Annotated in this window: 13 protein-coding genes and 1 CRISPR repeat array (1 of these 14 only partly in view); of the genes, 12 read left to right on the top strand and 1 reads right to left on the bottom strand. The window is 51.7% G+C overall.

Going from position 1 to position 14,026, the window contains the following annotated elements:
• Position 1 precedes the first annotated feature (1 nt).
• Both BG910_RS09535 and nadE read left to right on the top strand, forming a co-directional pair.
• Positions 2-442, top strand: coding sequence for a phage virion morphogenesis protein (locus BG910_RS09535; protein WP_089036632.1), 441 nt, complete (start codon positions 2-4; stop codon positions 440-442).
• Positions 443-973: 531 nt separating this feature from the next.
• Entirely contained in the window at positions 974-1,762 is a 789-nt protein-coding gene (nadE, locus tag BG910_RS09525) for an NAD(+) synthase (RefSeq protein ID WP_089037227.1), read from the top strand.
• Positions 1,763-1,827: 65 nt separating this feature from the next.
• Here the strand turns inward: nadE and BG910_RS09520 are convergent, their stop codons facing one another.
• Positions 1,828-3,216, bottom strand: a complete 1,389-nt coding sequence (locus BG910_RS09520; RefSeq protein ID WP_089036630.1) for a uracil-xanthine permease family protein — start codon at positions 3,214-3,216, stop codon at positions 1,828-1,830.
• Between the two features lie 227 nt (positions 3,217-3,443).
• Here BG910_RS09520 and BG910_RS09515 point away from each other — a divergent pair, with 227 nt between their 5' ends.
• From BG910_RS09515 to cas2, 10 genes are all read left to right on the top strand, one after another.
• Positions 3,444-5,732, top strand: a complete 2,289-nt coding sequence (locus tag BG910_RS09515; protein ID WP_089036629.1) for a CRISPR-associated helicase/endonuclease Cas3 — start codon at positions 3,444-3,446, stop codon at positions 5,730-5,732.
• 83 nt (positions 5,733-5,815) lie between these two features.
• Positions 5,816-5,995 carry a hypothetical protein gene (locus BG910_RS09510; RefSeq protein ID WP_089036628.1) on the top strand — a complete coding sequence of 60 codons (180 nt, stop codon included), beginning with the start codon at positions 5,816-5,818 and terminating at the stop codon, positions 5,993-5,995.
• Between the two features lie 224 nt (positions 5,996-6,219).
• Positions 6,220-6,897 carry a type I-C CRISPR-associated protein Cas5c gene (gene cas5c / locus BG910_RS09505; RefSeq protein ID WP_089036627.1) on the top strand — a complete coding sequence of 226 codons (678 nt, stop codon included), beginning with the start codon at positions 6,220-6,222 and terminating at the stop codon, positions 6,895-6,897.
• The gene (cas8c, locus tag BG910_RS09500; RefSeq protein ID WP_089036626.1) at positions 6,894-8,738 is read left to right on the top strand and encodes a type I-C CRISPR-associated protein Cas8c/Csd1; all 1,845 of its coding nucleotides are present in this window, start codon (positions 6,894-6,896) and stop codon (positions 8,736-8,738) included. Before cas5c ends, cas8c begins: the two co-directional genes overlap by 4 nt.
• A 10-nt stretch (positions 8,739-8,748) precedes the next feature.
• Positions 8,749-9,612 (top strand): type I-C CRISPR-associated protein Cas7/Csd2, encoded by an 864-nt coding sequence (gene cas7c, locus BG910_RS09495; RefSeq protein ID WP_089036625.1) that lies wholly within the window; start codon positions 8,749-8,751, stop codon positions 9,610-9,612.
• Positions 9,613-9,937: 325 nt separating this feature from the next.
• On the top strand, positions 9,938-10,564 hold the full coding sequence (gene cas4, locus BG910_RS09485; RefSeq protein ID WP_089036623.1) for a CRISPR-associated protein Cas4: 627 nt from the start codon (positions 9,938-9,940) through the stop codon (positions 10,562-10,564).
• On the top strand, positions 10,518-11,951 hold the full coding sequence (locus BG910_RS09480) for an ATP-dependent nuclease (RefSeq protein ID WP_198344785.1): 1,434 nt from the start codon (positions 10,518-10,520) through the stop codon (positions 11,949-11,951). The genes cas4 and BG910_RS09480 overlap by 47 nt, the downstream gene beginning before the upstream one ends.
• The gene (locus tag BG910_RS12595) at positions 11,948-12,175 is read left to right on the top strand and encodes a hypothetical protein (RefSeq protein WP_198344784.1); all 228 of its coding nucleotides are present in this window, start codon (positions 11,948-11,950) and stop codon (positions 12,173-12,175) included. The genes BG910_RS09480 and BG910_RS12595 overlap by 4 nt, the downstream gene beginning before the upstream one ends.
• A 121-nt stretch (positions 12,176-12,296) precedes the next feature.
• Complete coding sequence (gene cas1c / locus BG910_RS09475) at positions 12,297-13,310, top strand: type I-C CRISPR-associated endonuclease Cas1c (RefSeq protein WP_089036622.1); 1,014 nt, start codon at positions 12,297-12,299, stop codon at positions 13,308-13,310.
• 104 nt (positions 13,311-13,414) lie between these two features.
• On the top strand, positions 13,415-13,708 hold the full coding sequence (gene cas2, locus BG910_RS09470) for a CRISPR-associated endonuclease Cas2 (RefSeq protein WP_089036621.1): 294 nt from the start codon (positions 13,415-13,417) through the stop codon (positions 13,706-13,708).
• A gap of 188 nt (positions 13,709-13,896) precedes the next feature.
• A CRISPR array of direct repeats spans positions 13,897-14,026; the repeat unit is 33 nt; unit sequence CAGCCACCCTCGCGGGTGGCTGTGTATTGAAAC (it continues 2,302 nt past the right edge of the window).

Raw genomic sequence — 14,026 nt, 5'->3', positions numbered from 1 at the left:
TATGCTTGAAATCAGTTTAGATGCCGGCCAACTGGAACACGGCCTCAACCGGCTGCTCAAAAACGCCACCGACACCCGCCCCATGATGCGTGCCATCGCCACCGAAATGGTCAGCCTGACAGAAGACAACTTCGAAAGTGAAAGCTGGGGCGGCGAAAAGTGGAAACAAAGTAAACGCGCTGCCGATGGAGGCAAAACCCTGCAACTGACCGGCCAACTCGCCGCCAGTATCTCCACCAAAACCGGAAACGGCTTCGCCCAAATCGGCAGCAACAAAAAATACGCCGCAATCCACCACCTCGGCGGCCAAGCAGGACGCGGAAGAAAAGTCACCATCCCGGCCAGACCATACCTCCCCATCAACGGCAGCGGTCAGCTGCAAAACGGAGCCGAGAAAAAACTCATCGACATCGCCATCGAATCACTCAAAGCAGGTCTCTAAAAACAAAAAACGGGCAAAATCTGCCCGTCTATTTTTATTGCACCATATGCAACATTATTGCAAATTCTCTATCCCACAGCATCCGCCGACATCCACCTGAATCCCATTTATCTCACAGAGTCTATATATTTATCTCAAAGGGTTTCAGCATGAGATGCGGGGAAAACCCAAAAGGCCGTCTGAACTTTGCACGGACGTCATTTCCGCGCAGGCGGAATCTGCCGTTAAAAGCAGTTTTGATGACGCCGCTTGGAAGGATTTACCCGTTTCAGACGGCCTTTACATAAAACAGCCGTTCAGGCCGTCTGAAAACAAACCAGCCGAAATTGTCAACAATTTTACCCGACCCGCCCGCCCCTGAACAGCCAAACCCGGTGCAAAGCGCGTGAAAGTTTCGCTCCCGAGCATGAATATTTTTCAGACGGCCTGCCCCGAAATTGCCAAGGCCGTCTGAAAACGCTATATTGAAACGTCCGCATGAGCCGTCTGAAAACGGCGTTCCAACCTTCCAACTTTCAACAGGATTTCCCCATGCAAACCCGCGCCGTCGCCGCACACATTACCGACTGGTTGAAACGATACGCCCGAAACGCCCGCGCCAAAGGCTTTGTCGTCGGTGTCTCCGGCGGCATCGACTCCGCCGTCGTCTCCACCCTCGCCGCCCAAACCGGTCTGCCTGTTTTACTGCTCGAAATGCCTATCCGCCAAAAAGCCGACCAAGTCAGCCGCGCGCAGGCGCACATGGCCGATTTGCAGCGCCGTTTTGCCAACGTATCCGCACAACGCGTTGATTTAACGCCGACTTTCGACACCTTCGTACAAACCGTCGACACCGAAACCGAGTTCCCCAACCAACAGCTCGCACTCGCCAACGCCCGTTCGCGCCTGCGCATGGTGACGCTCTACTACTACGGCCAAATCCACGGCCTGCTGGTCACGGGCACAGGCAACAAAATCGAAGATTTCGGCGTCGGATTCTTTACCAAATACGGCGACGGCGGCGTGGACATCAGCCCGATTGCCGACCTGACAAAAACCCAAGTGTATGAATTGGCAAAAGAATTAGACATTATCCCCGAAATCCAAAGCGCTGTCCCCACCGACGGACTGTGGGATACCGAGCGCACCGACGAAGAACAGATGGGCGCGACCTACCCCGAGCTGGAATGGGCCATGAGCGTGTACGGACACCAAACGCCCGAAGACTTCAGCGGCCGCGAGCGCGAAGTTTTGGAAATCTACACCCGCTTACACAAAGCCATGCAGCATAAGGTGAACCCGATTCCGGTTTGCGAAATTCCGAAAGGGCTGCTGGGATAGAACAGCCGCCGCAACAAACATAAGGCCGTCTGAATCTTCAGACGGCCTTGCTGCATCATACGGGTTTAGTGTTCCAAATTATCCGTATCAACATAAACGGTTTCATCCGTTTTATCCTCAGGCAAAATCAAATTCAAAACCACCGCCGCAATCCCGCCGGCGGAAATCGAGTTTTGAAACAGCACCGGCAGGTTTTTAAACACCTCCGGTTCAAACGCCACGCCCAAACCTAAGCCGACCGAAGTCGCCGCAATCACGGCCTCGCGGCGGCGGATGCCGTTGCTGACCAAAATCCGCACGCCCGCAATCGTAATCAGGCCGAACATCAACACCATCGCGCCGCCGAGTACCGGCGACGGAATCGTGGTAAACGCCCGCCCGATCACGGGAAACAGCCCGAGCAGCACCAAAATCACGGCGATGTATTTGCCGACATGGCGCGACGCCACGCCCGTCATCTGAATCACGCCGTTGTTTTGCGCAAACGTGGTCAGCGGCAGCGAGCCCAGCGACGTTGCAATCACCGAAACCAAGCCGTCGGCCATCACGCCGCCTTTCAGACGGCCTGTGTATTCCCCGCCTTCAATCGGGCAGTCGGACACCATCGCCGTCGCCGTCAAATCGCCCACCGCCTCAAACACGCTCAAAAGATAAATCGCGCCCGCCACCAAAAACGCGTGCCAGTCAAACGCGAAGCCGTATTTAAACGGCACGGGTACGGTAATCACAGGCAGGTTTTGCAGCGCGGAAAAATCCACTTTGCCCATAAACAGCGCCACGACGTAGCCCGCAATCAGCCCCACCGCAATGCCGCTCATGCGCAGCAGCGGGTTTTTCATGCAGTTGAACAGCAAAACAATCACCAAAACCAGCGAAGCCAGCCCCAGATTTTCCACCGAACCGAACGTGCCGCCGCCTTTTGCCGCAAAACCGCCGCCGAAATCGGTAATCCCCACATGAATCAGGCTCAAACCGATCAGCATCACCACCACGCCGCTCACCGTCGGCGTAATCACTTTTTTCAGATATGGCAGCAGAAAAGCCGAAAAACAGATTAAAAACGCCCCGACAAACGACACGCCCAAGAGCGTCGAAATCATCGCGTTCTCATCCATCCCGCCCTCTTTCATGCCCGTGCCCAGCGCAATCATTACGGTCACAAACGAAAAATTCACCGACTGGATCGACAGCATACCCGAGCCGACCATGCCGAAACGGTTGACCTGAAGATACGTTCCGATGCCCGACGCCACCATCGCCATCGACACCAGATAAGCCGTCATCTCCACCGGCAGATTCAACGCCCCGCCCACAATCAGCGCCGGCGTAATCATCGGCACGAAAATCGCCAAAAGATGCGTCACCGCACTCAACAGCGCATTCATAAACGGCGGCTTGTCTTCCAAACCGTAAACCAAATCAGGCGAACCCGCCTGTTTGCCCATACCCGCCATAGCAAAACTCCTTAACTTTTGTTTACCCGAAAAAATTAGGGCGGATTGTAAACAATTTGCAGGGCGGCGGCAATTTTCAGACGGCCTTTGAGGGCTACGATTAATTGGGCAAAAGCTGCTTAAGAATGAAATAGATACTACCGGTATAGAGATGAAGGTAATTGTTTTACACTTTATTGCGGTATATTATTGGCTTTACATAAATAATCTAAAAAAGTAAGAATATTATGCAGGAACAATTCCAACCTTATTACGCCCATTCCGCCGAAAACCGACCCGAATCCGAGTGGCAGACCCTAAGCAGTCATCTAACTGCCGTCGGCCAAGCAGCAGCGGAATTTTCCGCTTTCTTCGGCGCACAGGAAATCGCCCGCTATACCGGCCTGCTACATGATTTGGGCAAGTACAGCGCCCGATTCCAGCAGCGCTTGCGCGGCGGGAAGCCGGTGAACCATTCCACCGCCGGAGCAAAAATTGCGGTGAAGACATGGGGTAACCTCGGCAACATGATGGCATTTTGCATTGCCGGACATCATGCGGGGCTGGCCGACGGAGCTGGTAGCGGTAACGGGCGCACGGTATTGAATGACCGCTTGAAAGAAGCATTCGGTGCGGATATTCCCGAGCTTGACCCGATATGGCAGGCGGAAATCGGCGGGCTGCCTGAAAAATTGGCAGCAACGCCCCCTGTATTACCGAAAATCAAAGAATTACAGGCGTTCAGCCGCGCGTTTTACACCCGTATGCTTTACTCCTGCCTGGTAGATGCCGATTTTCTCGATACCGAAAAATTCTATCTCGGCCTGGAAAACCAGACGCCGGCACGCGGCAGCTATCCTTCCCTGGAACAGCTTCAACAACGGTTTCAAGCGTTTCTCGACGCATTCAGACAAAAGACTGCCCAAAATCGAGTTGATACTCCCGAATTGCAACGCAATGCCGGACTCAACCGCCTGCGCAGCGAAATTCTCGACCATGCCGTCGCACAGGCCGGATTGCCGCCCGGACTGTTTACGCTCACGGTACCCACCGGCGGCGGCAAAACCTTTACCTCTATGGCGTTTGCACTCAAACACGCCCTGGCACACGATTTGCGCCGTGTGATTTATGTGATTCCGTTCACCAGCATCATCGAGCAAAACGCCGCCGAATTTCGCAAAGCCTTCGGCGATCTGGGCGAAGCGGCGGTTTTGGAACACCACAGCACCTTCAACGACGAAACCATCCAGGACCGCAACAGCCGGGACAAACTGCACCGCGCCTCGGAAAACTGGGATATGCCCATAGTCGTAACCACCGCCGTGCAGTTTTTTGAAAGCCTGTTTGCCGATCGCTCCTCACGCTGCCGCAAGCTGCACAACATCACCGGCAGCGTGATTATTCTCGACGAAGTGCAAATGCTGCCGCCCAAATTGCTGCAGCCCATTCTTGCCGCCATCGACGAACTGGCGCGCAATTACCGTTGCACCGTGGTGCTGTGCACCGCCACCCAGCCCGCCCTGCACAAAGTCCATTATTTTCAGGAAACCTTTGCCGGTTTGCGCGAACTCGCGCCCAATCCGCCCGAACTGTTCAAGCAATTGCAGCGCGCCACCGTTCGGCATATCGGCCTGCAAAACGATGATGCCTTGCAGGAAAAGCTCGCAGAACACCCGCAAATCCTTATCATCGTCAACAACCGCCGCCACGCCCGCAGCCTGTATGACCAGGTCAAAACGGTGCATTCAGACGGCCTTTTTCACCTGACCACCCTGATGTGCGCTGCCCACCGCCAAAATATTCTGGCGGAAATCAAAGGCCGTCTGAAAAACGGACAACCTTGCCGCGTCATCGCCACTTCCCTTATTGAGGCGGGTGTCGATGTCGATTTCCCCGTAGTGATGCGCGCTGAAAGCGGATTGGATTCGGTGGCGCAGGCAGCAGGACGCTGCAACCGCGAAGGCAAAAATCTGCCGGAAAACAGCCCGGTTTATGTTTTTCAGACGGCCGAAGAATGGAAAACTCCGCCCGAACTGGCCGTACAAGCCGCCGCCATGCGCAGCGTGTTCCGTAACGACGCCCACCGCGATTTGCTCTCGCCGCCTGCCATTACGCAGTATTTTAAAGAACTGTATTGCGCCAAAGGTACGGCGTTGGACGACAAGCAGATTCTGCATACCATTCACGCAAACGGGCCGAATTTCCCGTTCCAGACCGTTGCCGAAAAATTCCGCATGATTGAAAACCATATGCAGCCCGTTATTGTGCCGTTTGATGCCAAAGCCGAAGAGCTGATTGATGCGTTACGCCACGCCGACCACATCGGCGGCCTGCTGCGAAAATTGCAGCCCTATACCGTACAAATCCCCGAAAAAGCGTTGGATGCCTTATACGCCGCCGGGCGGATTGAAGCCTTGAATGAAGCCAAATTCGGCCGACAGTTTTGGTGTTTGATTGGGTTGGATTTGTATGATGAAACAGCGGGATTGAGTTGGGAGGATGCTGATTTTTTAAAAGCTGAAAGCATGATAATTTAAAATACCATACTTAAAAAATTTTGACTCCGTCGCGGATTTTCCATTAGAATGCTGGCATCAAAACTGCTTGTGGAAGAGTTGGTATGGACGAAGAGCACAATGGGGACAAGCATCAAGGATGGATGTTCCATGTAGAACAGAAGGAAGACGGGAGCTTTCAGGTGGCTTGGAAAGGTATGCGTTTTTGGAAAATTGTATTGGGAATGCTGGTTGGTGGAGCGGTAGTATTCTGGGAGAAATTACAGCCACTTATTCTCGGATAACATGGCGTATTAAGCAAAGTCACTAATTTTTTGTGGTTGCTTTTCCTGTCAGCCGTTTTCGAGCGGCTGTGTGTTGAAACTAAGTTTGGTATTTTAGTTAAGTAAGAAGGTTCGCCCTCTCTCGGGAGGGTGTGTGTTAGAGGAAACAGCTTCGATTCAGGTCAAATATTCATGATTGTTGATTGGGTGTTTGGCTTGAATTGGCTGCTTTTAGGAGAAGCACTATGGTTAATAGAGTAAGGCTTTATATCTGGGGCGACTACGCCTGCTTTACCCGTCCTGAGATGAAGGTGGAACGGGTGTCTTACGATGTCATCACGCCGTCTGCCGCGCGGGGGATTTTGGCGGCGGTGCATTGGAAACCGGCAATCCGCTGGGTAGTGGACAGAATTCATGTATTGCAGCCGATTCGTTTTGAATCTATCAGGCGTAATGAGTTGGGCGGCAAAATTTCGGCCGGCAAGGCCAGCGGAGCGATGAAGCGCAAGAGCGTGCAGGATTTATATACCGTGATTGAAGACGACCGCCAGCAACGCGCGGCTACGGTACTCAAGCAGGTGGCTTATGTGATTGAGGCGCACGTTGTGATGACCGATAAGGCGTGGGAAGGCGACAACATCACCAAGCATATCGAAATGTTTAAACGCCGTGCTTCCAAGGGGCAATGTTTTCAGCAGCCGTGCATGGGCGTGCGCGAATTTCCGGCGGATTTTGCATTTATAGGTGAGCACGATCCGTTACCGCCCTCATGCCTGCCTGAAAACGAGCGTGACCGCGATTTCGGCTGGATGTTGCACGATATTGATTTTGACCACGGCAATACGCCGCGTTTTTTCCGTGCCGAGATGAAAAACGGCGTGATTGAAGTGCCGCCGTTTTACGCCGAGGAGGTGAAAGCATGATTCTGCATTCGCTTGCCCGCTATTACACGCGCCTGTCGGCCGAGCAGGACAATGCGGGCAATCCCAAAGTACCGGCGTATGGTTTCAGCGAGGAAAAAATCGGTTATGTGGTGGTATTAAATTCAGACGGCCTTGTGGTCGATGTCGTACCGCATCTGACCGATGATAAAAAACCGCAACCGCGACTGATGGCGGTGCCTCGTCCTGAAAAGCGCACTTCGGGCGTTAAGTCTAACTTTTTGTGGGATAAAACCGCTTACGCTTTGGGCGTAGAAAGCAATAAAGACAAAGCGGCCGCCAAAACCGAACCGTTTGTACCATCTGAAAAAACCTTTTCAGCTTTTAAGACGCTGCATGAAGAAAAACTGAAGGACAGCGAAGATGCCGGATTACAGGCGCTGTACCGCTTTCTCCTGCACTGGCAGCCCGAAAAATTTGCCGAGCCGCCGTTTACCAGTGAAATGCTGGATGCCAACATCGTCTTCCGTTTGGACGGCAGGTGGAACTGCATCCATCAAAGCGAGGCGGCGCAAGCATTGTGGGCGCAAATGCTGCAAAGCGACGATGTCGAACAAGGCTTGTGTCTGATTAGCGGCGAACCCGCGCCGATTGCGCGGCTGCATCCCGCGATTAAAGGCGTATGGGGCGGGCAGAGTTCCGGCGGTTCGATTATTTCGTTTAACAAAGAGTCCTTTACCTCTTTCGGCAAAGAGCAGGGTGCCAACTCTCCCGTATCCGAACATGCCGCTTTTGCCTACACCACCGCGCTCAACTATCTGCTGCGCAGCGACAAGCACCGCCTGAACATCGGCGACGCCAGCACCGTATTTTGGGCGGAAGCCGCCGACAACGCCCAAGCCGAAGCGGCGGAAGATTTTTTCGCCACGATAATGACCGACATACCATGTCGTGCCAATCTACACACAATCAGCGAAGCGGCGGAAGATTTTTTCGCCACGATAATGACCCCGCCCGATGATGCACAGGAAAACCAGAAAATCTTCGACATCATCGAGCAAATCGCCAAAGGCCGTCCGTTGGCCGAAGCTGCCCCTGATTTGGCGGACGATACCCGTTTTTATATTTTGGGACTGGCGCCGAACGCCGCACGGATTTCCGTGCGCTTTTGGCTGGACACCACTTTCGGGCAGTTGGCAGCACATTTGGCGCAGCATTGGCAGGATTTACAGCTCGAACCGCGCCCGTGGAAGAATCCACCGTTGATTTGGCGTTTGCTGATTCAGACGGCCTCTTTGGGCAAAAGCGAAAACATTTCCCCCGTATTGGCCGGCGAAATGACCCGCGCCGTGATTGGCGGCACACCTTATCCGATGAGCCTGCTTTCGCAACTGATTGTCCGCATTCGCGCCGACGGCGATGCGAACGGGCTGCGCATTGCCATGATTAAAGCCGTTTTGCAGAGAAAATTCCGCAAGGGATTGATTAACGAAGGAGTTGATATGAGTTTGAACGTAGAAAGCCATAACCAGGCCTACTTGCTGGGCAGGCTGTTTGCCGTATTGGAGCGCATCCAGAATCAGGCCTTGGGCGATTTGAATGCCGGCATCGCCGACCGCTATTACGGCTCGGCATCGGCCGTGCCGTTTTCCGTATTCCCGCGCCTGTTGGCGGGTGCCAAGCACCATCTTTCGCGGCTGAGAAAAGACAAAGCGGGCATGGCGGTCAATCTGGACAAGGATTTGGGAAGCATCATTACCCTGCTGCCCGAAACCTTTCCGCGCCATTTAAGCCTCGATGAGCAAGGCCGCTTCGCCATCGGCTACTACCATCAGAAACAACACTATTTCGCCAAAAAATCCCCCGAAACTTCCGAAGAATAAGGAGCAGAAAATGTCTATCCAAAACCGTTACGAATTTGTCTATTTTTTCGACGTAACCAACGGCAACCCCAACGGCGACCCTGATGCCGGCAATATGCCGCGCCTTGATCCCGAAACCAGCAAAGGGCTGGTTACCGATGTCTGCCTGAAGCGCAAAATCCGCAATTTCATCGAAATATCCTGCCCGAACGAGCCGGGTTATGAAATCTACGTCAAAGAAAAAAGCGTGCTCAATCTGCAAAACAAACGCGCCTATGAAGCCTTGGGTATTGAATCCGAAGCCAAAAAACTGCCCAGAGACGAAGCCAAGGCACGCGACATCACCGCATGGATGTGCAAAAACTTCTTCGACATCCGCAGCTTCGGCGCCGTAATGACCACCGAAGTCAACAGCGGCCAGGTGCGCGGCCCCGTGCAACTCGCCTTTGCCCAATCCATCGATCCGATTGTGCCGCTGGAAATTTCCATTACCCGCATGGCCGTAACCAACGAAAAAGACCTGGAAAAAGAGCGCACGATGGGGCGCAAACACATCGTTCCCTACGGCCTTTACCGCGTACACGGCTTTATCTCCGCAAACCTTGCCGCCAAAACCGGCTTTTCCGACAACGACTTGGAAAAACTCTGGCAATCCCTGCAACTGATGTTCGAGCACGACCGCTCTGCCGCACGCGGTGAAATGGCCGCCCGCAAACTCATCGTCTTCAAGCACGACAGCGTCCTGGGCAGCCAGCCCGCGCATAAACTGTTCGAGCGCGTCAAAGTCGAACGCATCAGCAGCGAAAGCGGCACCCCAGCCCAGTCTTTCGCCGACTACCGAATCAGCGTCGATTCAGACGGCCTGGATGGTGTGGAAGTAATTGAAAAACTTTAAAAATTCAGAAACTTAATTTTCAGACAGGCATAGTGCAATGCCTGTCTGAAATTGCGTTCTGCCGGAAAAGCAGATGCCTGCCGCTCCCAATGTTTGGGTATGGCTGCATACGCAAACCTTTCTCTCTTATGGAGCAAACTGGGAGACGAGCTTTCCGGCCTGCTGAAATTTTTCAGGCCGTCTGAAAAAACATTGGAAACAGTCATATAGGCTGGGTTTGGCCCGGCCTGCGCAACGGTAAAAATTTCAGACGGCCTCTTCCCTTTTTTAAGGGTTTCGGCCTGTATGGATTTTTTCATAACCGCCAAACAAAGAAAAATAACCGATGGAAAACATTTCCCTTTCCGCCCTGCAACACTACGCCTTCTGCCCGCGCCAATGCGCGCTGATCCACAACGAACAGGCGTGGGCGGAGAATTTTCTCACCGCACAGGGCAGGGCGTTGCATGAGCGGGTGGATTCGGGCGAGCCGGAAACGCGCAAGGGCGTGCGCTTTGAACGCAGCGTGCATGTTGCGGCGGAAAAGCTGGGGCTGAGCGGCATACTCGATATGGTCGAACACGATATTCAGACCGGCCGTCTGAAACCCGTGGAATACAAACGCGGCAAGCCCAAGCCCGAGCCGTTCGACGAAATCCAGCTGTGCGCGCAGGCGATGTGTTTGGAGGAGATGACGGGGCAGAGCGTCAGCGAAGGCGCGCTGTGGTATATGCAGACCCGCCACCGCGTGCCTGTTGCGTTTTCAGACGGCCTCAGGGTGCAGACGCTGGACGTTATCCGCAAGGTACGCGAACTGCTGGACAGCGGTATCACACCGCCGCCCGAATACGGCAAACGCTGCAAAGCCTGTTCGCTGGTGGAGATTTGTCAGCCGCAGTTGCTGGAAAGGGATAGGTCGAAAGGGTATGTGGCGGGATTGTTCGGCTATTCTATTCTTTTTTGGGGAAATTAAGCACCAAGAATTAGATTTTTCACAAGGTGCACAAGAACTTTTTGTAGAAATAGAATTTACTGAACTTGATGAACAAGATAAAAAAACATTTGAGAAATATTTAACTCAGCAAGAAACAGTTAGAGTTAGAAAAACCGCTTATATCAGTGGTAGTTTTGAATATAAGGGCTGGATACAGATTTGCTCGGAAGACTATTTAAAAGAAGAAAATGCAGGAAGCTATACGAGACGAGAAACAGCAAACAGTTTACCTTTCCATCCGTATCTACCAGAGGTTAGATTAACAAAACAGCATATTATTGATGCCCAACAGAAATATATTAAAGAAAATTTTTCTAATCTCTCATTTAGTTATGAGTTGGAAACAACTAATTTTATGGGACTTAAATCTGTTGCTAAAGGAATTTTTGGGGATGTTTACTTCTTACCGGCGATTAAGAATGCTGCTGATGATTTCACTTCAAAAGATACTAGTATTTTTGGAAAGTTACTTAGTGAAGTTGTAGAAGCGATGTCGCTACACAATTCAGATTGGCAGGGAACAAAGCAGCAATTAACAAATTTATTTTCTAAATTCAGTAAATATATTAATGGTATAGAAAATACAGCCCGACCCGAGCAATTAGCTGACTTGGAAAAGGAACTTTCACAAGAACTGTCATCTTGGAATGCATATTTTGATATTGAATTGAATGCTCCTGATATTGATGCAATTTTAAAATCAAGTGCTTCTGTATGGATTAACGACGGAACACGAACTGATATTGCGCGTAAAGGGCATGGTTTACAACGAGCTGTAACTATTGCGCTTATTCAGTTAATTGCAAAACGCCAATTACAGGCGTTAAGTAATACTGAAACTACTAACAGGGCAGCATCTAAATCACGCTATTTTATTTTTGAAGAACCTGAATTGTATTTACATCCACAAGCTCAAAGGGCTTTATTTGATAGTTTTGTAAATTTATCTGAAACTGGTAATCAGGTTATGTTGTGTACGCATTCAAGCAATCTTATTAATATCGATAAATATAAATCTATTTATATCGTCAAAAAAGAAAATGAACAAACTGGTAGTAAGATAACTCAATGCGAAGAAGATTTATTTGACGGAAGCCAAAAAAATGAATGGAATTTATCTTACTGGATTAATCCTGATAGGGGAGAATTATTTTTTGCTGAAAAAGTAATTTTAGTAGAAGGACAGACTGATAAGGTTATTATTCCTGCTTTGGCAGATAAATTAAGCATTTTTAAATATAGCTATACTATTATTGACTGTGGTTCAAAGCAGAATATTCCTCTGTATATCAGATTATTAAATAAATTTAGTATTCCATACGTTGCTGTATATGATATAAAGATCATCAGGAAAATAAAACATTGAAACCACAGGCAATAGAAGCTGCCAATTCTGCCACAAAGGCAATTCTGGATGAAGTTATTGAAGAATTAGGTGTGGCAGTTGAATTAGTCAATGACATAGAAGAAGAACTTGGTTATGAAAGCGGCAAATCAGGAAAGCCATTTCAAGCATTACAACATATTAAATCTGATGATTTCCAATTATCAGATAGTTTTGCTAACAAGATTAGAGCAATCTATAAGTAGTACGTAGGTCGGGCATAAATGCCCGACCTACTGGCTAATCGGTGGGTTTACACCCACCCTACATCTAACATATTTTTCAGACGGCCTTTAAAGTGCGGTCAAAACCAAGGGGATTTTCCAAATGCGCAAACTTCAAAACACCCTCTACATCACCACCCAAGGCAGTTATCTGCATAAGGAGCGGGAGACGCTGGTGGTGGAGCAGGAGCGCAGGAAAGTGGCGCAGTTGCCGGTGCATTCCATCGGGCATATTTTCTGTTTCGGCAATGTGTTGGTGTCGCCGTTTTTGATGGGGTTTTGCGGGGAAAACGGGGTGAATCTGGCGTTTTTTACGGAAAACGGTCGGTTTTTGGGGCGTTTGCAAGGGCGGCAGGGCGGGAATGTGTTGCTGCGGCGGGCGCAGTACCGTGTGTCGGAGGGCAATCCTGTGCCGGTGGCGCGCAATATGATTGCGGCGAAGATTCAGGCGAGCAAGCGGGTGTTGCAGCGGCATATCCGCAATCACGGGGAGAATGCGGAGGTTCAGGCGGCGGCGGTTGCGCTGAATTTCGGTTTGCAGCAGTTGAAGCGGGCGGAGGGGCTGGATGTGATCCGCGGGATTGAGGGGGATGCGGCGGCGCGTTATTTCGGGGTGTTCGGGCATTTGATTGCGGAGCGGAGCGGTTTTGTGTTTGACGGGCGCAACCGCCGTCCGCCGCGCGACGGGGTGAATACGCTGCTGTCGTTTCTTTACAGTATTGTGGGTAAGGAAATCGGCGGTGCGCTGCAGGGGGTGGGGCTGGATCCGCAGGTGGGTTTTCTGCACGCAGACAGGCCGGGGCGCGACAGTTTGGCGCAGGATATGTTGGAGGAATTCCGCGCATGGTGGGTGGACAGGCTGGTGCTTTCGCTGATTAACCGCGGGCAGGTGAAGCCGCAGGATTTTGTGGCGGAGGCGGGCGGCGCGGTGAATATGAAGCCGGAGACGCGCAAGCTGCTGTTTCAGGCGTTGCAGGCGAGAAAGCAGGAGAAAATCGTGCATCCGTTTTTGCAGGAGGAGGTGCAGGTGGGGCTGCTGCCGCATGTGCAGGCGATGCTGCTGGCGCGGCATCTGCGCGGGGATTTGGCGGAATATCCGCCGTTTTTGATGCGTTGATTTTTTCAGACGGCCTTTCAGGCAGCCTTTGAGGCCGTCTGAAAACTGGTTATAAGCGTTTCAGACGGCCTGCAATGCCTGTCTGAAAAACAGGGGGAAACATTGTGCTGATGTTGATTACTTACGATATTTCGCTGGACGACCGCGAGGGCGCCACCCGCCTGCGCCGTGTGGCGAAAATCTGCCAAGATTATGGCGTGCGCGTGCAGTATTCGGTGTTTGAATGCGACATCGCGCCCGACCAATGGGTTGTTTTGAAAAGGAAATTACTCGATGCTTACGAGCCAAAAACCGACAGCCTGCGCTTTTATCACTTGGGCAGCAAATGGCGGCGCAAGGTGGAACACCACGGCGCAAAACCGGCGGTGGATATTTTCGGCGATACGCTGATTGTCTAGCGCCAACCTGTGGTGCGCATGAAAATGCGGGGAGGTTGGCGCGGGCGGATTGTTCTTTAACAATCAGGATATTAGACGGCGGGTGTGCACGAACGGGGGCTGTGTTATACTTGCCGCACGGCTTTTTTCGGAAGCTTGGCGAATCGGGGCTTTGTAAGTCTTGATTGGCTGTGCTTTCGGAAGATGCCCAGCCACCCTCGCGGGTGGCTGTGTATTGAAACCCACCACCCGCATCGTCAGTTTTTTACTGGACAGCAGCCACCCTCGCGGGTGGCTGTGTATTGAAACGTCTTCAAGTTCGACCAAATCCTGCGCACC

The sequence above is a fragment of the Neisseria chenwenguii genome (assembly GCF_002216145.1).
GTDB classification, from domain to species: Bacteria; Pseudomonadota; Gammaproteobacteria; order Burkholderiales; family Neisseriaceae; genus Neisseria; species Neisseria chenwenguii.
Note: the sequence above shows the minus strand (reverse complement) of the source record. Positions and strands in the feature narration are given on the sequence as shown.